Here is an 18,253-nt window from a genome sequence, read left to right as displayed (position 1 = left end):
GCTCGCGGATGTTTCCATCAAGTACCTGTCAAGCAAATCACGCCCAGGACGGCACGTAGCGCCTGAGCTTGGGCGGCGCTTCCGGGTCCTGCAGGCGAACCGAGCCTGCGGCCAGGGCCTCCCGGAGCAGGCGCGATGCAGTGGCGCTGTTCTTCACGTCGATCCCGAAACGCTCGCGCAGCGAGGTGTTCGTCATGTGCTCCCGCTGGACGTAGCGCAGGCAGGCATGCAGGTAGACGGCCCGTATGCGGTCGTCCTTGTCCATGCGCGTCAGCGGTTGCGGCGCGAACAGTGTGCTGCGTGTCGAGTCGCCCACGACCTCGAACAGCGGCGCAGGCAGCTGATAGAGCTCGGTCTGGAACACCACCTTGTCCACGCCGCTGCCGCGCTCCTCGCAGACGCCGATCCGGCGCATCAGCGAGGCCAGGTGCTCGTTTCGAGAACGCGGCGGGCTATCCAGCAGGCGCTGCGTGTCCACCAGCGGAATACCGGGGTTGGTGATCTCCATGCGGTCATCGAAGATCTCCACCATCGGCCCGCTGCCGGTGATGCTGAAGTCCTGATGGATGAGGGCGTTTGCCACAAGTTCGCGGATCGCAAGTTCCGGGTACACCCGGACCGACTTGCGAAGCGCCTGCCCGATTACCTCGTTCACCGGCAACAGCCCGTTGATGAACTCGATCAGCCCGCCGAAGCCGGCGGCGTAGCCGCGGCCGCCTTCCTGCTCGCGCAGGGTCTGTACGCGGCCCTTGCCCTGGTACACCACCACGCGCACCGCCTTGCGCTGCAGGCGGTTGAAGTCGGCCAGGCGCCTGGCGAACAGGAGCGCCCCCAGGTTGAGGATGCGCCAGTGCCCGCCGCCCATGGGCTCGATCAGGCGATCGGCGGCCAGTGCGTCCAGCGTTCCGTCCCGTCCGCTCGGCAGCGGCCGGTCCAGCAGCTCGAAGTACGCCGGGTAGTCGAGCAGGCGAAGGACCTCGTCGCCGCTGATCTTCTCGGCGCATGGCAGCAGCTCGAAGGGCATTGCGTCGAGGACGCGCCAGAGGGCGCGCGCCTTCTCCGGGAAGTCCTTCAACCGCTTCTTGTAGGAGCCGACGCGGATGAACTCCGCGCCGCCGAACTGGACCGGGTGACGGTAGGCGCGGTCGATCTCCAGGACCACCAACGGCAGGCCTTCGATCATGACCCGCACGAAGCGAAACCCGATCTTCGGCGCAAGCTGGCGCAGCAGCCAGCTCTCCAGCTCCTCCTGGCCCACTCGTCGAGCGGGGTCGAAGCCCGTTCCGACCACCGCATGGCCGGCGTCGTCGATTCCCCACAGCAGGTAGGCATGCGCCTTGCCCTCCAGCGCGGCCGAGTTGGCCAGCGCCGAGATGTACTCGCCGATCTCCTGTGGCTCGCCCTTGTTGCGCTTGAACTCCAGCCAGCCGGTTTCGTCGGGCAAGGCACGCAGCTCGTGGACGAGGCTGAGCCAGTAGGCGTCGTCACGCATCGGCGGCTTTCCTGGCCTTCGTCCGGCGCGGCTTCTTCTCCTCGGCCTGCGCCGCGCGCTGCGCGCGGATGCGCGCCAGCAGCACGCTGGCAGGTTCGTCGTCGGGGTCTTGCGGGACCAGTTCGCCGGCGAAGGCGGCGCGGAGGATGTTCTGGCGTTGGGCGGCGGAGTGTCTAAGAGCGTGATCGATCGCGGAATGCTGCCGCTCGATCTGATCCAGTGCATGGTCGACGAGACGAACGATTTCCTGCATCTCGGCCAGCGGGGGTAAAGGCATAACGACACGCTCAACTATGGACTTGTTCAAGGCCGGTTGGTTGTTTCCGCTGCTTCCGCGCCGCGTCTGCTCGTACTGCGACCATAGCCAGCTGAAAACGTACTCAGGAGGTGCCGGGGTCTCGCTGACCCAAATGGCGGCGCAGTTCTGATTGTTGGCTGCCGGCATGTCGAGGATGGCAACCTGGCCGCGGGTTTTCCCCTCACCAATCATGCCGAGCAGAACGCTTCCGGCGGGGTTGATCCTAGTGCTGCTGTTCTCCAAACCGGCCTGGGTGATGGTTTCTCGCGTTCCTTTGATGCGGGTGAATCGAACTTCGCCTGAGCTGACCCATGGAATCGGTCCGCCCCAATAGCGCGTTTCCTTTCGGCTGGGGGTGGCCCCCACTAAGACCTGAAAGCACTCTCCCAGAGAGGTCCATACCCATTGCTCCGGAAGCATCGGCAGATCGCTGACATCCGGCTTCGCCGGCTCGACGTACTTGTCCTTCCAGTTCTTCGGCGGAGCCTTCCCCTGCTGCTCGAACTTGGCAAGTTGCCCCGCCTCCCAGCGAGCGCGACGCTCGGTGAGGATGCGCTGGAGGAGCTGGGCGCCGGTCTCGGACGGCGGGTTCCCTGCGCGCCACTCGGCGGTCAGGGCCCCTTCCACAGCGGCCTTCAGCAGTGCCTGACGATAACGCTCCAGCTTCTTGCGCGCGGCATCGAGTTCGGCGACTCCGGCGTCGAGGTCGGAGAGCAGTTCCTCGAGCTTGTCGACGATGCGCTCCTGCTGATTCGGTGTGTGGAAGGTCAATCGGTAAGCATCGATATCCTTTGGCCGCACCGCTGGATAGAGCGCGCCCTGGACGGCCGCCGTCATCGCTTCGATGAAGTCACGGGTCTGCACCAGCCGGTACAGGTACTGTGGGCGCAGCCAGCGTGACCGAAGTACGTGAAAGCCGGTCGAGGCGATGGCGCCGTCTAGTTCGGTTGGAACAACAGCAACGGCGTTCAGGTTCGGGCGCGTCATCGAAACCAGAACGTCCCCCGTCTTCAAAACCTGCCTGGCCCTGCTTGGGGCTTGATGGGCCTCCATCGACTTAGCGGCAAAGATCCGCTTCGTGTCCCTGTCGATGCTACTGATGTCGATGTACACGAACGACCTCGTAGGTCCCGTCTGATCCACCGGTTCGTCAGTCAGCTCTCCCAGGCAAGCCAGCGGTGCAATTTGGCCGTCGATCACGCCACCAGCTCCCGATTCATCTCGTCCATCAACGTATCCAGCTCCTTCCCGAATAGCCCCCAGGCGCGCTGCAGCCCGCCCCTGTCGGCCAGCTCCGCGAGATCGAAGTCGTCGCGGCCGATGCTGCAGCTGCTGGCGATATGGTCCTTCATCAGCCGCAGCCATTCGGTCTGCTCCGGCGTGAAGGCGGTGCCGCGCTGCGCGTTGTGCCGGAAGATCCAGGTCTGGAAGCGCTTGTCCACTTCGTCTGCAAAAGGCTTCAGTTCGCCGTCCAGGCCCAGCGCGAAGCGCACCAGCGACACCAGGTCGGTCAGCTGGCGCCGGCGGTCGGTGCCCTTAACCTGGCTCGCCTGCACCCGGGCGTAGGCGTTCCACAACCGCTCGGTGGTGAGCATCAGGGGCGGCCGGGCCAGGTGCTCGTGAAGCTCGTCGATCATGTCGAAGGTGAGCGCGCGCCGCCGGTACGGCTGCTCGTAGAAGAAGCCCAGCGCAGCGATCTCGTCCCGGTGCCGTTGCAGGTACTCGGCAAAGCCCTGGGTCGCCGCCCGGGCCTGCGCATCGGCCTGCTCTGAAAAATCGGAGACGACGACCGTGTCCAGGTTGATGTGGTCGATCAGCTGTTCGCGCTCGCGGCGCGCATTCTCGATCGCGTCGCGCAGCTCCGGTTTGTCGAAGGGCGCGCACGCGGCGGCCACCCGTTGCGCGCGCGCGGCCTCGATCTCCTCGGGCAGCAGTGTGTCCTCGGAGCGGGTGATGCCCTTGGCGCCGGCGGCGGCAAGGGCGGCCTGCACGATGGCGTCCGGGTTCACCGCGGCAATCAGGGCCTTGCCGAGCTCGCCGAGCGGGATGCCGGCCGCGGCTGCCTGGATACGCGCCTTGGCCTTGTCATCCAGCTGCTTGTCCAGGCGCACCAGCCGGCTGGCGAGCGAAAGTACCGTGTCGTCGTCGCGGCTGCCGATGGCCACGCCCACCAGCAGGTCCTTCAGCGGCACGCCTGGCTTCTTCTCCAGCGGCCGGCTCTCGGTCTTCAGCGACTTCTCCACGCCCACCGCGTCGATCAGCACGAAGCGGCTCTTGGCGCCCTCCGCGCTGTTGCTCACCCGTCGCAGGCCATCGGCATCCAGGCTGCGCACGCCGCGGCCCTTCATCTGCTCGTAGTAGCCACGCGAACGCACGTCGCGCATGAACAGCAGCACCTCCAGGGGCTTGACGTCGGTGCCGGTGGCGATCATGTCCACGGTGACCGCGATGCGCGGGTTGTAGTCGTTGCGGAAGCTCGCGAGCACGCTGTCGGGGTCTTCCTCGGCGCGGTAGGTGACCTTCTTGCAGAAGGCGTTCCCCTGGCCGTAGACCTCGCGCAGGATGTTGATGATGTCGTCCGCGTGGCTGTCGGTCTTCGCGAAGATGAGCGTCTTCGGCGTTTCCTTGCGCGCCGGGAAGATCTTCGTCTCCACCGCGGTCTTCATCGCCTGGATCACCTGCCGGATCTGGCTGAGGTTCACCACCGAGCGGTCCAGTTCCCTGCCGGTGTAATCGACGTTTTCCTCGGTTTCCGCCCAGCGCTTCTTGCGGGTTGCGCGGTCCCGATGGTCTACCCATTCCCTGGCCTTGACTTCGGCGCCCCGTTGGGTGACCTCGGTGACGATCTCGTAGACGTCATAGCCGACGTTGACGCCGTCGGCCACCGACTGCTCGTAGCTGTACTCGGCCACGATGTTCTCGCTGAAGAAGCCGAATGTGCGCTTGTCCGGCGTGGCGGTCAGGCCGATCAGGAAGGCATCGAAGTAGTCGAGCACCTGTTTCCACAGGTTGTAGATGCTGCGGTGGCATTCGTCGATGACGATGAAATCGAAGGTCTCCACCGGCACGGCCGGGTTGTAGCGGACGAGTTTCTGCTGCCCCGCGGCCTGACGGATTTCGTTCAGGGACACGTCCTCCGCGGACTCGTCGATGGGCTCCCCGCTCAGGATGGAGTACATGCGCTGGATGGTGCTGATGCAAACCTGCGAATGCGGGTCGATCGTCGAGGAGGCCAGGCGCTGCACGTTGTAGAGCTCGGTGAACTTGCGCGCGTCGTCCGGCGGCGTGTAGGCGGCGAATTCCTGGTGCGCCTGCTTGCCCAGGTTGCGGGTGTCCACCAGGAAAAGGATGCGGCGAGCCTGGCCGAACTTCAGCAGGCGGTACACCGCCGTGATGGCGGTGAAAGTCTTGCCTGCCCCGGTGGCCATGTGGATCAGCGCGCGGGGCTTGTTCTGCGCCAGCGACTTCTCCAGCCCCGTGACGGCGCTCACCTGGCAGTCGCGCAGGTTCTCCACGGGCAGCGCGGGCATCCGCGTGCCGAGGCGCCCGCGCAGGGTGTCGGGCTGCGCGGCCCAGGCGGCCAGCGTTTCCGGCCGGAAGAAATGGAAGACCTCACGCGACCGCGGGACCGGGTCAGCGCTGTCGGTGAAGCGGATGATCTGGCCGGTGGCCTCGAACAGGAAGCGCAGCGGCGTCTGCTCCTTGCGCCACTTCAGGCCGGCAGCGGCGTAGCGCTCGGTCTGGCGTTCGACGTCGGTGAGGTTCTCGCCCGCTGCGTCCTTCTTGGCCTCGATCACCCCCACCGCATTGCGGTTCACGAACAGCACGTAGTCGGCAGGCCCGGTGTCCGTGGGGTACTCGCGCACGGCCACGCCCATGCCTGCCGACGGATTCAGCGCCTTCAGGTCCTGCACGACCCAGCCGGCCTGCGTGAGCTTCTGGTCGATCTGTTGCCGTGCCGCGGCTTCCGGCGTCATTCGTGGGTCTCGAGTGTGAGTGCCATCGGGTTCAAAGGCTGTGTCCCCTGACATGTATCATCGTTTGACGTTCCTGCCGGTTCACGGCGTGGACCGAGAAGCCACCGGTTGGCGATGGGCAAGCCGATCCTGGCTGCGTCAACTCTAGCAACATGCGCCGGGTGCAGCCAGTGAGCCTCGCTGTGAGCTGGACCGATCCGGCAAGAAGGCGACCATGTCCACCGACCTCCTGCTCACCCTGCCGCAGGCCACCGCCTTCCTTGGCGCAGCCCTGCTCGTCGCGCTCGCCCCGGGCCCCGACAACCTGATGGTGCTGAGCCTGGGCATGGCGCGCGGCCGCAGGGCCGGCATGGCTTTCGGCCTGGGCTGCGCGCTGGGCTGCCTGAACCACACGCTGCTGGCGGCGATCGGCGTGAGCGCGCTCATTGCCGCCTCGCCGCTTGCGTTCACCGCGCTGCGGATCGCCGGCGGCGTCTACCTGGTCTGGCTGGGCATCCAGGCGCTGCGCAACGCGCGCCCCGTCGGTGCGCCGGCGGCGCAGGTGCGGCAGGAGTCCGCCGGCAGGCTGTTCACCAAGGGCCTGGTCGCCAACGCGATCAACCCGAAGGTGATCCTGTTCTTCCTCGCCTTCCTGCCGCAGTTCGTCGACGGCGCGCGCGGCGGGGCGGCCTGGCAGATCCTCCAGCTGGGCCTGCTGTTCACGCTGACGAGCGTGCTGGTCTTCGGCGCCATCGGCTGGTTCGCCGGCGGCATCGGCGAGCGGCTGGCGCGGCGGCCCGCCATCGGCACCTGGCTGGACCGGTCGGCGGGGCTGGTGTTCGTGGCGCTGGGGGTGCGGCTGCTGGCAGTGCGGTAGTCGACGCTATACTTGTATAGCGCCGTTCACAGGAGCGCCAGATCATGCTTGCCATCCGACTGCCCCCCGAAGTCGAAAGTCGTCTCGAGGCACTTGCGCGGGCTACCGGGCGAACGAAAACCTTCTATGCCCGTGAAGCCATCCTTCAGCACTTGGAGGATCTCGAGGATCTGTACCTTGCCGAGCAGCGCCTGGCCGACATCCGCGCCGGCAAGACCAGGGCGGTACCGCTCGATGAAGTGATGAAGCAGCATGGCATGGAGGATTGAGCTCGACCCGGCCATCGAGCGCGAACTGGGCAGGATCGACCCTCAGCATGCCAGGCGGATCCTGGCTTTCCTGCGTGACCGATTGGCTGCGCTGGATGATCCTCGAAGCATCGGCGAAACCCTCAAGGGATCGCGCCTCGGGGTGTTCTGGAAATACCGTGTCGGCGACTATCGAATCATCGCCAGCATCGAGGACGGCGCCTTGCGCATCCTTGTCGTGAGGATCGGCAATCGCCGCGAGGTGTACCGATGACAAGGGGCCCGCATTGATCGCGGCTGCATGGCGGCGCGAGGCGCGGCATCAGAGCCCCTGAAGCACCGCCGTCGCCACGAGCCGCCGACCTCGCACGGCACAGTGTCGATGTCGCAGCGCTGGGCGTAGTGCGCCTCGTCGACTGCGTCAGACGTTGAACCTGAAGTGCATCACGTCCCCGTCCTTCAGGACGTAGTCCTTGCCCTCCAGCCGCATCTTGCCCTTCTCCTTCGCGCCGGCCTCGCCCTTGCAGGCGATGAAGTCGTCGTAGGCGATGGTCTCGGCGCGGATGAAGCCGCGCTCGAAGTCGGTGTGGATCACTCCTGCGGCCTGCGGCGCGGTGGCGCCCACCTTCACGGTCCAGGCCCGCACCTCTTTTACGCCCGCGGTGAAGTAGGTCTGCAGGCCCAGCAGCGTGAAGGCGGCGCGGATCACTCGATTCAGGCCTGGCTCCGTCATGCCCATGTCTTCGAGGAACACCGCCTTGTCCTCGTCGGCGAGGTCGCCGATCTCGGCCTCGATTGCGGCGCACACCGGCACCACGATCGAGTTCTCGGCGGCCGCGTGCTTCTTCACCGCCTCCAGGTGAGGGTTGTTCTCGAAGCCGCCCTCGCGCACGTTGGCCACGTACATCGTGGGCTTGGCGGTGATCAGGCACAGCGGCCGCAGCAGCACCTGCTCTTCCTCGTAGAGTTCGAGCGAGCGCACCGGCCTGGCCTGGTCGAGCACCGCCATGCATTTCTCGAGCACCGGCACCATCCGCTGCGCTTCCTTGTCGCCGCCGGCACGGGCCTGTTTCGAGTAGCGCGTCAGCGCCTTCTCAACGGTGGCCATGTCGGCGAGCGCAAGCTCGGTGTTGATGACCTCGATGTCGGAGAGCGGATCGATCTTCCCGCTCACGTGCACCACGTTCTCGTCCTCGAAGCAGCGCACCACGTGGACGATCGCGTCGGTCTCGCGGATGTTGGCCAGGAACTGGTTGCCCAGGCCCTCGCCCTTCGACGCGCCCGCGACCAGGCCGGCGATGTCGACGAACTCGACCGTGGCCGGCAGCACGCGCTGCGGCTTGACGATGGCGGCCAGCGCGGCCAGCCGCGGATCGGGCACCTCGACGATGCCGACGTTGGGCTCGATCGTGCAGAACGGGTAGTTCTCGGCTGCGATGCCGGCCTTGGTCAGGGCGTTGAAGAGGGTCGACTTGCCGACGTTGGGCAGGCCGACGATGCCGCATTGGAGGGACATGGGATACCTTTCTCGAGGGCAGCATTGTAGCCGGCCGGGGGAAGCGGTCCGCCCGGCCGCGCAGGCGCCCGGCGGTGGCCGCACGGACGCGCGCGCTCCGGTCAGCCCTGCGCCAGCACCCGCTGCACGTGCCGCGCGATCATCCGTTCCTCGTCGGTGGGGATCACGCGCACCTCCACCCGTGAGCCCGGCGCGGAGATCAGCCCGTCGCGGTCGCGGCCGTGCCTGGCGTTGGCTGCCTCGTCCAGCTCCACGCCAAGCCAGCGCAGCCGCGCGCAGGCATGCGCGCGCAGCGCGGCGTCGTTCTCGCCGATGCCGGCGGTGAACACCAGCGAGTCCAGTCCCTCGAGCACCGCGGCCAGCGCGCCCACTTCGCGCAGCAGCCGCGCGACGAACACCTCGATCGCCTCGCGGGCGGCCGGCGCGTCGCTCGCGCGCAGGTCGCGCATGTCGTTGGAGATGCCGGACAGGCCCTTGAGCCCGGAGCGCTTGTAGAGCAGGTCGGAGATCGCTGCGGCGTCCATGCCGCGGTCGGTCATCAGCCAGAGCAGTACGCCGGGGTCGATCTGCCCCGGGCGGGTGCCCATCACCAGGCCGTCGAGTGCGGTGAAGCCCATGGTCGAGGCCACCGAGCGGCCGTCGCGAATCGCGCAGGCCGAGGCGCCGCTGCCCAGGTGCGCGACGATCACTCGGCCGCGGCCCGCCTTGGGCGAGAGCTGGGCAAGCCGGTCGGCGACGTGCTCGTAGGAGAGACCGTGGAAGCCGTAGCGGCGCACGCCTGCGTCGTAGAACTCGCGCGGCAGTGCGAAGGTTTCGTCCGCGAACGCGTGGCCGCGGTGGAAGGCGGTGTCGAAGCAGGCCACCTGGGGCACTGCGGGAAAGCGATCGCGCGCGGCGCGCACGCCCTCCAGGTTGTGCGGCTCGTGCAGCGGCGCCAGCGGCACCAGCTTCTCCAGTTCGCCGAACACTGCGTCGTCGACCAGCACCGGCGCGGCGTGCACGGCGCCGCCATGCACCACGCGGTGGCCGATCGCGCGCACCGACAGCGGCCGCACGTTCTCGTGCAGCCATTCGAGCACCACGCCGAGCGCGGCGCGCACGTCGCGCGGCGCGCCGGCTTCGCCGGGCGCCCAGCGGCGGTCGGCGGCGCGCTGCCTCGCCGCCGGCGCGCCCGCGCCCGCATCGGCGGCCGCGGCGACGTCCCCGTCCGCAGCGAGGCCCCCGTCCGCAGCGAGGTCCACCTTGAAGCGCGGCCGGCCCGGCAGGCCCTCGACCTGCCCGCGCAGCCGCTCGCGCAGCGCCCGCCCGTCCTCCTCGAACAGCGCGAACTTCAGCGACGAGGAACCAGCGTTCAGGACCAGCAGGTGTGCGCTCATCCCTGAAGCACCCGGCCGGCGCCGCCATCCTCCGGGCGCGGTTTGCCGCCGCGCCGGTGCCAGTCGTCGTGCAGCACCGCCAGCGCGCAGGACACCAGCCGCGCGCGGGCGCTGTCGGCCCGGCTGGTCAGCATCACCGGCACCGCTGCGCCCATCGCCAGCCCGGAGGATTCCGCGTGGGCGATGAAGGTCAGCTCCTTGGCGAGCATGTTGCCTGCCTCCAGGTTGGGCACGATCAGCACCTGGGCGCGGCCGGCCACCAGCGAAGTGATGCCTTTGCTGCGCGCCGCCTGCACGTCGACCGCGTTGTCCATCGCCAGGGGGCCGTCGACCAGTCCGCCGGTGATCTGGCCGCGCTCGGCCATCTTCGAGAGGATCGCTGCGTCCAGCGTCGAGGGGATGTTGGGGTTGACCGTTTCGACCGCCGACAGGATGCCCACTCGCGGCAGCTCGATGCCGCAGGCGCGCGCCAGGTCGATCGCGTTCTGCGTGATGTCGACCTTGGCGGCCAGGTCCGGGGCGATGTTGATCGCCGCGTCGGAGATGAACAGCGGATGCTCCATGCCGGGGACGTCCATCACGAAGACATGGCTGACCCGGCGGCCGGTCCGCAGCCCGCCGTCGCGCTTGACGATCTGGCCGAGCAGCGTGTCCGTGTGCAGCGCGCCTTTCATGATCGCCCGCGCCTTGCCCTGCTGGACGAGGCGCACTGCGTGCTCCGCGGCAAGTTCAGGCTGGGCGATGTCGAGCAGCTCGACGCCGTCGATGTGCCGGCCCAGCGCGCCGGCGGCGCGCTCGATCTCGACGCGCGAGCCGATCAGGATCGGCACGATCAGGTTGGCCGCGGCGGCCAGCAGCGCGCCCTCGAGCGAGGGCCCGTCGTGCGGGCAGACCACTGCGGTGGGCAGCGGCTCCAGCGTCTCGCACATCGCCAGCAGGCGCTCGAACTGCTCCTGCCGGTTGACGATCACAGAGGGCACCGACAGCTCCTCGAACACCATCTTCTTCGTGGGCGCGTAGACCTCGCCGATGCCGTCGGCCACCACCTCGCCGCTGTGCTTCGCAACGCGGGTGGCGACCACGATCAGGTCGGGCTCGCGCTTCTCGATGACCCGCACCGAGATCACCAGCTCATCGCCGACATGCACCCGGTCGCCGAAGGTGAAGGACTGCGCGCGATACAGCGAACCTGGCCCAGGCAGCAGGTTGCCGATCACGTGGGAAACCAGCGCGCCGACCCACATCGATGGGGCGAGCGGCGGGGTGGAGGGGTCGTCGTCCCCGTCGCGGTCCGGCAGGCTCAGCGGGTTCAGGTTGCCGGATGCGTTGGCGAAGATGAACAGGTCGTTCTCGGTGCAGACGCGTCGGGCGGAAGCGGTGTCGCCGACGGAGATCTCGTCGAACAGTCGGTTGGATATCGTCATGTCGCTCGAAGGAGGAGTGGCCGGTCGCCGACGTCGGTTGACCGAGGGGCAGTGAGGGGCACGGAGGGGCGGGGAGGGCGCCGCCCCCGCGGCATTGTCCGGTTGTGGGCGTGAAACGCAAGGCGGGCCGGCGCTATCATGGCGCGCACGCCAGGTTCGAACCCGCGCCGGCGCGCCATTCCACCGGACACCACATGCCTGCCACGCTGGAAGGAAAGCTCGTCGTCGCGATCTCGTCGCGGGCGGTCTTCGATTTCGAGGAGGAGAACCGCGTCTTCGAGCGCGACGACGACGCCTCGTACATGGCGCTGCAGCGCCAGCGGCTGGATCTGCCGGCGCCGCCTGGCGTGGCCTGCGCGCTGGTGCGCAAGCTGCTGGCCTTCGATGCGCCGCAGGTGCCGGAGCGCGAGCGGCTGGTGGAGGTGGTGGTGGTCTCGCGCAATGACCCGGTCAGCGGGCTGCGGGTGTTCCGCTCGGCGCGCCAGGCGGGACTGCGCCTGGAACGTGGCGTGTTCACGCGCGGCCGCAACCCCTGGCCTTACCTTGCGCCGCTCAAGGCCAACCTGTTCCTGTCGGCCAACGGCGACGACGTGCGCGCGGCGCTCGAGGCCGGGATCCCCGCGGCGCGGGTCTATTCCGAATCGGTGAAGGCGTCCGAGTCGCACCCCGAGGAGATCCGCATCGCATTCGACGGCGACGCGGTGCTGTTCTCCGACGAATCGGAGCGGGTGTTCCAGAGCGGCGGTCTCGACGCCTTTCAGCGCCACGAGGACGAGCACGCGGCGCTGCCGCTGCCTTCGGGGCCCTTCAAGCCGCTGCTCGAAGCGCTGCATCGTCTGCAGCGCGAGGGCGGCAGCGGCGGGATGCGGATCCGCACCGCGCTGGTCACCGCGCGCAGCGCGCCCGCGCACGAGCGGGCGATCCGTACGCTGATGGGCTGGGGTGTGGAAGTGGACGAGGCGATGTTCCTCGGCGGGCTCGAGAAAGGCCCGTTCCTGTCGGCCTTCGAGCCGGACTTCTTCTTCGACGACCAGACCGGCCACTGCGAATCGGCGGCCCGGGTAGCTCCCGCCGGGCACGTGGTCGCGGGCATCGCGAACGAGCGCCGCTGAACCAGGACGCCGCGCCTTCCTAGCGCGTGTGCAGCTTCATCGTCGCCGCCTCGAAGTGGCCGGCGACGGCGTCGGGCAGGCAGCGCAGCGCGCGGTCGATCGCATCGTCGATCTCCTGCCGGTGCTCGCGGCTGGGCCGGTGCAGCACGAAGTCGACCACCTGTTGCTCCAGCTGCAGCGTGCGCGGGTGCCCGATGCCCAGCCGCAGCCGCCAGTAACCGGGGCCGCCGAGCCTGGCGCCGATGTCCTTCAGCCCGTTGTGGCCAGCGCTGCCGCCACCCATCTTCAGCTTCGCCTGGCCGGGCAGCAGGTCGAGCTCGTCGTGCGCGACCAGGATCTCCGCCGGGGCGATCCGGTAGAAGCTGGCCAGCGCGGCCACCGCCTGGCCCGATCGGTTCATGTAGGTCTGCGGCTTGAGCAGCCAGACGGGGCGTCCGCCCAACTGGCTCTTCGCCACCTCGCCGTAGAACTTCGCTTCCTTCGCGAAGCCGCCGCCGTGCGCACGCGCGACCGCGTCGACGAACCAGAAGCCGGCGTTGTGCCGGTCGTGCTCGTGTCCGGGCCCGGGGTTGCCGAGGCCAACGATCAGTCGGATGCCGTCCATCGTTCCTCTGGGGAGAGCAAAGAAAAAAAGGCCCGGGGTTCACCCGGGCCTTCGTGCCGCGCGCCCGGTCGGGCGGGGCTCACTTCTTGCCGGCGGGGGCGGCGGGCGCCGGCTCGGCTTCGGCGATCGGCACCGTCACGTTGATGACGGCGGGGTTCTCGCCGGCGCGCAGGACGATGGTCACGCCCTCGGGCAGCGCGATCTCGCGCAGGTGGATCGTCTTGCCCGTCTCGAGGTTGGAGAGGTCGACCTCGATGAACTCGGGCAGGTTGCCCGGCAGGCAGGAAACCTCGATCTCGTTGAACACGTGACCGATGATCGCGCCGCTCAGCTTGACCGCCGGCGACAGTTCCTGGTTGGTGAAATGCAGCGGCACCTTCATCGTGATCTTCTGCGCCGCGTCGATGCGCTGGAAGTCGATGTGCAGCACCAGCTGCTTGTACGGATGCCACTGCACGTCGCGCAGCAGCACCTTCTCCGCCTTGCCGTCCAGCTCCATGTCGAGGATCGACGAGTGGAAGCTCTCGACGCGCAGCGCGTGGAACAGATTGTTGTGGTCGATCTCGATCGACGTGGGCGTGACGGTGCCCCCGTAGACGATCCCCGGCACCTTGCCGGCCCTGCGCAGACGGCGGCTCGCACCCGTACCTTGCGCGCTTCTCGTGTTGGCAACGACTTTCATCGTGTACTCCTGGTTCGGCCCCGTGTCCGCGACCAGACTGCGGGGCATTGCATGAGCCCGGGGCCGCGGCGCGGCCCGGACGGTCGGAAAACTGTGAGGGTCAGTCGACGAACAGCGACGAGACGGAATCCGCGCGATTGATGCGCAGGATGGTTTCCGCCAGCAGCTGCGCGCAGCTGATCACGCGGATCTTCTCGTTCACCCGCGCATCCTTGGGCAGCGGAATGGTGTCGGTCACCACCAGCGTGTCGAGCTCGGAGTTGGCGATGCGGTCGACCGCGCCGCCCGAGAGCACCGGGTGCGTGCAATAGGCCAGCACTCGGATGGCGCCGTGCGCCTTGAGCGCGGATGCGGCCTTCACCAGCGTGTTGGCGGTGTCGACCATGTCGTCCATGATCACGCAGGTGCGTCCGGACACGTCGCCGATGATGTTCATCACCTCGGCCACGTTGGCCTTGGGGCGGCGCTTGTCGATGATGGCCAGGTCGCAGTCGAGGCGCTTGGCCAGCGCGCGCGCGCGCACCACGCCGCCCACGTCGGGCGACACCACCATGACGTTCTCGAACTCCTGCTTGTGCACGTCGGCCAGCAGGATAGGCGCTGCGTAGATGTTGTCGACCGGGATGTCGAAGAAGCCCTGGATCTGGTCGGCGTGCAGGTCCATCGTGAGCACGCGGTCGACGCCGGCGATCTGCAGCATGTTCGCCACCACCTTGGCGCTGATCGCGACGCGCATCGAGCGCACTCGGCGATCCTGGCGCGCATAGCCGAAGTAGGGCAGCGCGGCGGTGATGCGTCCGGCCGAGGCGCGCTTGAGCGCGTCGACCATGATCATCACTTCCATCAGGTGGTCGTTGGTGGGCGCGCAGGTGGACTGCAGCACGTAGACGTCCTTGCCGCGGACGTTCTCGAGCAGTTCCACCATCACCTCGCCGTCGGAGAAGCGCCCGACGGTGGCCTTGCCCAGGGGGATCTGCAGGTGGGAGGCGACGTCCGCAGCCAGCTTCGCGTTCGCGTTGCCGGTGAAGATCATCAGCCCTTCGGGAGACAAGACATCCGCGTTGCGGCGCTGCGCCTGCTGCATGATTGAACCCGGTGTGCGTGGACTAGCCGGCGGCGCGAGGCTGCTCGAGCTGTATAGGTTGGCTGGGGAGGAAGGATTCGAACCTTCGCATGCCGGAATCAAAATCCGGTGCCTTAACCAGCTTGGCGACTCCCCATCTGTTCATCAGGCTGCCGGTGCGACGCTGACGCGTGCCCGAAAGCCCATTCGCGAAGCGGATGCCCGGTGAGCGATCCGGCGACGGTGACGACGGCGTCAGTGCGGCCCGAGAGCCACGCCTTCACCTCGTTCGCCGCTGGCTCTTCATCCAACGGAAGGAACACGCAGGCGCCCGAGCCGGTCATCCGGGCCAGCGATGCCGGTACACCGGCTTCCCTGGCGGCCTGCCTCAGGGCTTCGAGCGCCGCGGCAACCCTGGGTTGCCGCGCCACCACGACGCTCTGCAGGTCGTTCCTTCCGCGAAACACTGAGTTACCCCGCGAAAGACCGTGGATTCTCAATGGTTTCGTGTCCCGTGTCAAATCGGGTGATGCAAAAACCCCCGCAGTGGGCACGGACACCGGTGGCGAGAGCACCACGTACCAGCGCCTGGGCAGCACGAGCGGGCGCAGCCGTTCGCCGACCCCGGTGGCGTAGGCGCTGCGGCCGTGCACGAAGACCGGCACGTCGGCGCCCAGGCGCAGCGCGAGCGCTGCGAGCCGCTGAACGGGCCAGTGCAGCGCCCAGAGCCGGTTGAGCGCAAGCAGCGTGGTGGCTGCGTCGGAGCTGCCGCCGCCCAGCCCGCCGCCCATCGGGATGCGCTTGTCGACTTCGATCCGTACCCCCTGACGGCAGCCGGACTCGGCGGCCAGCAGCCGGGCCGCGCGCACCGTCAGGTCGTCCTCGGGCGCGACCCCCGGCAGAGGGCGCAGCCGCTCGATGCGGCCGTCCTCCAGGAGCCGAAAATGCAGCGTGTCGCAGAGGTCGATCAGCTCGAAAACAGTTTCCAGCAGGTGGTAGCCGTCGGCGCGGCGACCGGTCACGTGCAGGAAGAGGTTCAGTTTCGCGGGCGCGGGGCAGTGGCGCAGCTCGGAGATCATCGCGCCCCTGCGGCGCCGGCTGCCGGGTCCTGGGGGTCGAGGAGCAGGCGGATCGTGACCGTGCGCCAGGCGGACGCGACCACCTCGGCAGGCCAGGTTAGGGTGAGCCGCTGCGGGCGGCCGCCTTCGCGGGCGTCGACGCTGACCCTCCAGCCGGAATCCACGAACTGGTCGGGCAGGTTGCCCCGCAGCCAGCCGGGCAGCTGCTGCACCGGCGCCCGCCAGCCGAGCACCGATTCGGTCAGCGCTTCGGGGTTCCCGGCCTCGAAACGGCGCCCGTCGGCGGTCTCCAGAACTGCGGAGCCCGGTTGCGCGAGAGCCCGCGCCACGGTCTGCCCGAAGGGCGAGAACACCTCGAGCTCGGTGCGGTCGCCGGCTTCGCGCAAGGTGAAACGGCCGCTGGCGCTCTCCTCGCGCGGCGGTGGCGACTCCGGCGTCCAGGTGACTGCGAAGCGCCCGGCCCAGGCCCGGCCCTGCTCGCCCGGCCCGGTCGGTGCGACGGGCGTTGCGCAGCCGGCGGCGAGCAGTGCCGCGCCGCAGAAAACGCCCGCAAGGCGGCGGGCCCGCACCGTACCGGCGTCAGAGCGAGACATCGAGCCTTGCCAGCGTCTGTTTGAGGGTCTCGTTCTCCGGCTCCAGCTTGCGCGCCTCTCGCCAGATGCCGCGCGCCTCGTCCCGGTTGCCTGTCGCCCAGAGCACCTCGCCGAGGTGCACGCCGATCTCGGCCTCGGGGCGCAACGCCCAGGCGCGCCGGAGCTGGACCAGCGCATCGTCGAGCTTGCCGCGCCGGTAGAGCACCCAGCCCAGGCTGTCGATGATGTGCGGGTCATCCGGCGAGATCTGCAGCGCCTTCTCGATCAGCGACTGCGCCTCCTCGAGTCTCAGGCTGCGGTCTGCGAGGGAATAGCCGAGCGCGTTGTAGGCATGGGCATTGTCGGGGCGCAGTTCGATCAGCCGGCGCAGGCTCTTCTCGAGCACGTCGAGCCGGTCGATCCGTTCGGCCGCCATCGCATGGTCGTAGAGCAGGTCGGGGCTGTCGGGAGTGTCCTGCAGCGCCCGGTCGATCGTCTCGAAGGCCTCGGCATGCCTGCGGGCCTCGCGCAGCAGCTGGGCCTCGGCGCTTACCAGCTGGGCGCGCTCGCGCGCGCTGGTGGCGCCGGTGCCGCGCAGCAGCTCCCTGGCTTCGTCCACCCGCCCGAGGCGCCCGGTGAGGATGGCGCGGCGGATCTGCGCGCCGAGGTACTGCTCGCCGGGGGTCACCCTGGCGAGCCACTCGATCGCTCGCGCATCCCGCTTGCGGTCTTCTTCGATCTGCGAGAGGAACAGCCACGCCGGGTTGCGATCGCGGGGCACCGAGTCGGGAAGCGCCAGGTAGCGCTTCAGGTAGTCCTCGGCTGCGTCGGGCTGGTCGGCCTGGTAGGCGATCTGCGCCAGCGAGAAGAGGATCGTCGGGCTCTGGGGTTCCTCCCGGAGCGCGAGCTCCATCTGCGCGCGCGCATCCTTGGCGCGCCCCTGCGCTGCCAGCAGCCGCGCGTAGGCGAAACGCGCCTCGGTGGCCTTCGGCTGGCGGCGCAGGAATCCGCCGAGCAGTTCGGTCGCCGCGGGTGCGCCGGCCGCGGACTGCTGCAGATGCCTCGCCGCGGCGATCGCAGTGCGCTCATCGTCGGGCGACAGACGCAGCGCCTCGGACGCTTCGGCCGCTGCGCGCTCGTTGTCCGAGGCCCGCTCGGCCAGGGCGGCGGCGGCAAGTCGCGCCTCCGGCACCGCGCGGTCGGGCGCGGCGAGCCGGTCGAAGAGCGCCAGGGCTGCGCCCCGGTCAGGCGCGCGCATCAGCGAGCGCAGCAGTTCGGGGTAGGCCTGCGCCAGCTGGCCGGCGGCGCGTGCCGCCGACAGCCGCTGGGCGAGCAGCGGCTCGACCGCATCGAGCCGGCCGGTGCTGAGCCACAGCGCCTCGAGCGTCTGTGAGGCCAGCATGGATTCCGGCGCGTACTCGCGCCACAGCTGTGCGGCCTGCAGCGCGCGCTCCAGCGAGCGTTCGGCGAGCGCGAGCTCGGTGGCGCGGCGTGCAAGCCTGGGGTCGCGGGTCTGGCGGGCCAGCGTCAGGTAGGTTGCGGTGGCATTGGCGATCTGCCCGCGCTGCGCGGAAACCTCCGAGGCCAGCAGCTGGAAGACGATCTGCGGCGTGAGCTCGATGTCCGGCAGCTTCTCGGGCGGGACGTCCGGGGTGGGGGCAGGGCGCGCGGCGGGCCGCCGGGCCGAGGGGCTGCGCTCGCCCGCGCCGGCGGGCGTGTCGGCCTGAGCCACCGCGGCGGGGGCGGCACCTGCGGGATCGGACTGCGACGCCAGCGCGGCGCAGCCGCCGAGCGTGAGGACGGCGATTGCGGGGAGGCCGCGGCGCAGCAGGCCCAGGGCCGTCTGCGCCGCCGCGAACCGGGCTGCGCCGGGCGCCTGCGCACGGCGTCCCGGTGTGTTCGGAGGGGGCGGTTTCATCGGCCGATCTTAGGTTCAATTAAACTGATCGGCAAG

The 18,253-nt window shown here is 68.8% G+C and carries 16 protein-coding genes and 1 tRNA gene; 4 read left to right on the top strand and 13 right to left on the bottom strand.

Annotated elements, in window-relative coordinates; translation table 11 throughout:
- Nucleotides 1-37 precede the first annotated feature (37 nt).
- From HNQ70_RS15620 to HNQ70_RS15610, 3 genes are all read right to left on the bottom strand, one after another.
- Nucleotides 38-1,492, bottom strand: a complete 1,455-nt coding sequence (locus tag HNQ70_RS15620; protein ID WP_183969402.1) for an ATP-binding protein — start codon at nt 1,490-1,492, stop codon at nt 38-40.
- Nucleotides 1,485-2,903 (bottom strand): restriction endonuclease subunit S, encoded by a 1,419-nt coding sequence (locus tag HNQ70_RS20540; protein ID WP_183969400.1) that lies wholly within the window; start codon nt 2,901-2,903, stop codon nt 1,485-1,487. The genes HNQ70_RS15620 and HNQ70_RS20540 overlap by 8 nt, the downstream gene beginning before the upstream one ends.
- Nucleotides 2,904-2,986: 83 nt before the next feature.
- Entirely contained in the window at nt 2,987-5,767 is a 2,781-nt protein-coding gene (locus HNQ70_RS15610; protein WP_183969398.1) for a type I restriction endonuclease subunit R, read from the bottom strand.
- Nucleotides 5,768-5,981: 214 nt separating this feature from the next.
- Here HNQ70_RS15610 and HNQ70_RS15605 point away from each other — a divergent pair, with 214 nt between their 5' ends.
- The 3 genes from HNQ70_RS15605 to HNQ70_RS15595 are packed head-to-tail and all read left to right on the top strand — an operon-like array spanning nt 5,982 to nt 7,145.
- A complete protein-coding gene (locus tag HNQ70_RS15605; protein ID WP_183969396.1) occupies nt 5,982-6,623 on the top strand; it encodes a LysE family translocator in 642 nt (213 codons plus the stop codon).
- A 44-nt stretch (nt 6,624-6,667) separates the two neighbouring features.
- Complete coding sequence (gene relB, locus HNQ70_RS15600; protein ID WP_183969394.1) at nt 6,668-6,892, top strand: type II toxin-antitoxin system RelB family antitoxin; 225 nt, start codon at nt 6,668-6,670, stop codon at nt 6,890-6,892.
- The gene (locus tag HNQ70_RS15595) at nt 6,876-7,145 is read left to right on the top strand and encodes a type II toxin-antitoxin system RelE family toxin (RefSeq protein ID WP_183969391.1); all 270 of its coding nucleotides are present in this window, start codon (nt 6,876-6,878) and stop codon (nt 7,143-7,145) included. The genes relB and HNQ70_RS15595 overlap by 17 nt, the downstream gene beginning before the upstream one ends.
- A gap of 147 nt (nt 7,146-7,292) precedes the next feature.
- On the opposite strand, the gene ychF is transcribed toward HNQ70_RS15595, so the two are convergent.
- From ychF to HNQ70_RS15580, 3 genes are all read right to left on the bottom strand, one after another.
- On the bottom strand, nt 7,293-8,387 hold the full coding sequence (gene ychF, locus HNQ70_RS15590; RefSeq protein ID WP_183969389.1) for a redox-regulated ATPase YchF: 1,095 nt from the start codon (nt 8,385-8,387) through the stop codon (nt 7,293-7,295).
- A 101-nt stretch (nt 8,388-8,488) separates the two neighbouring features.
- A complete protein-coding gene (locus HNQ70_RS15585; protein WP_183969387.1) occupies nt 8,489-9,763 on the bottom strand; it encodes an acetate/propionate family kinase in 1,275 nt (424 codons plus the stop codon).
- Nucleotides 9,760-11,187: a bifunctional enoyl-CoA hydratase/phosphate acetyltransferase gene (locus tag HNQ70_RS15580; RefSeq protein WP_183969385.1), complete on the bottom strand. Its 1,428-nt coding sequence runs from the start codon at nt 11,185-11,187 to the stop codon at nt 9,760-9,762. Before HNQ70_RS15580 ends, HNQ70_RS15585 begins: the two co-directional genes overlap by 4 nt.
- A gap of 194 nt (nt 11,188-11,381) precedes the next feature.
- On the opposite strand from HNQ70_RS15580, the gene HNQ70_RS15575 reads away from it, so the two are divergent.
- On the top strand, nt 11,382-12,299 hold the full coding sequence (locus tag HNQ70_RS15575) for a 5'-nucleotidase (protein WP_183969383.1): 918 nt from the start codon (nt 11,382-11,384) through the stop codon (nt 12,297-12,299).
- Between the two features lie 19 nt (nt 12,300-12,318).
- Here HNQ70_RS15575 and pth read toward each other — a convergent pair whose 3' ends face one another.
- From pth to HNQ70_RS15540, 7 genes are all read right to left on the bottom strand, one after another.
- On the bottom strand, nt 12,319-12,903 hold the full coding sequence (gene pth / locus HNQ70_RS15570; RefSeq protein ID WP_183969381.1) for an aminoacyl-tRNA hydrolase: 585 nt from the start codon (nt 12,901-12,903) through the stop codon (nt 12,319-12,321).
- Between the two features lie 79 nt (nt 12,904-12,982).
- Complete coding sequence (locus HNQ70_RS15565; protein WP_183969379.1) at nt 12,983-13,585, bottom strand: 50S ribosomal protein L25/general stress protein Ctc; 603 nt, start codon at nt 13,583-13,585, stop codon at nt 12,983-12,985.
- A gap of 100 nt (nt 13,586-13,685) precedes the next feature.
- Entirely contained in the window at nt 13,686-14,618 is a 933-nt protein-coding gene (locus HNQ70_RS15560) for a ribose-phosphate pyrophosphokinase (protein ID WP_183969918.1), read from the bottom strand.
- Between the two features lie 110 nt (nt 14,619-14,728).
- A tRNA-Gln gene (locus tag HNQ70_RS15555) sits at nt 14,729-14,805 on the bottom strand.
- Nucleotides 14,783-15,727: a 4-(cytidine 5'-diphospho)-2-C-methyl-D-erythritol kinase gene (ispE, locus tag HNQ70_RS15550; protein ID WP_183969377.1), complete on the bottom strand. Its 945-nt coding sequence runs from the start codon at nt 15,725-15,727 to the stop codon at nt 14,783-14,785. The genes HNQ70_RS15555 and ispE overlap by 23 nt, the downstream gene beginning before the upstream one ends.
- On the bottom strand, nt 15,724-16,320 hold the full coding sequence (locus tag HNQ70_RS15545; RefSeq protein ID WP_183969375.1) for an outer membrane lipoprotein LolB: 597 nt from the start codon (nt 16,318-16,320) through the stop codon (nt 15,724-15,726). Before HNQ70_RS15545 ends, ispE begins: the two co-directional genes overlap by 4 nt.
- Nucleotides 16,307-18,217, bottom strand: coding sequence for a tetratricopeptide repeat protein (locus HNQ70_RS15540; RefSeq protein WP_183969373.1), 1,911 nt, complete (start codon nt 18,215-18,217; stop codon nt 16,307-16,309). Before HNQ70_RS15540 ends, HNQ70_RS15545 begins: the two co-directional genes overlap by 14 nt.
- Between the last annotated feature and the right edge of the window lie 36 nt (nt 18,218-18,253).

The sequence above is a fragment of the Quisquiliibacterium transsilvanicum genome (genome assembly GCF_014202215.1).
Taxonomy (GTDB): domain Bacteria; phylum Pseudomonadota; class Gammaproteobacteria; order Burkholderiales; family Burkholderiaceae_E; genus Quisquiliibacterium; species Quisquiliibacterium transsilvanicum.
This window is presented reverse-complemented; position numbering and strand designations above follow the sequence as displayed.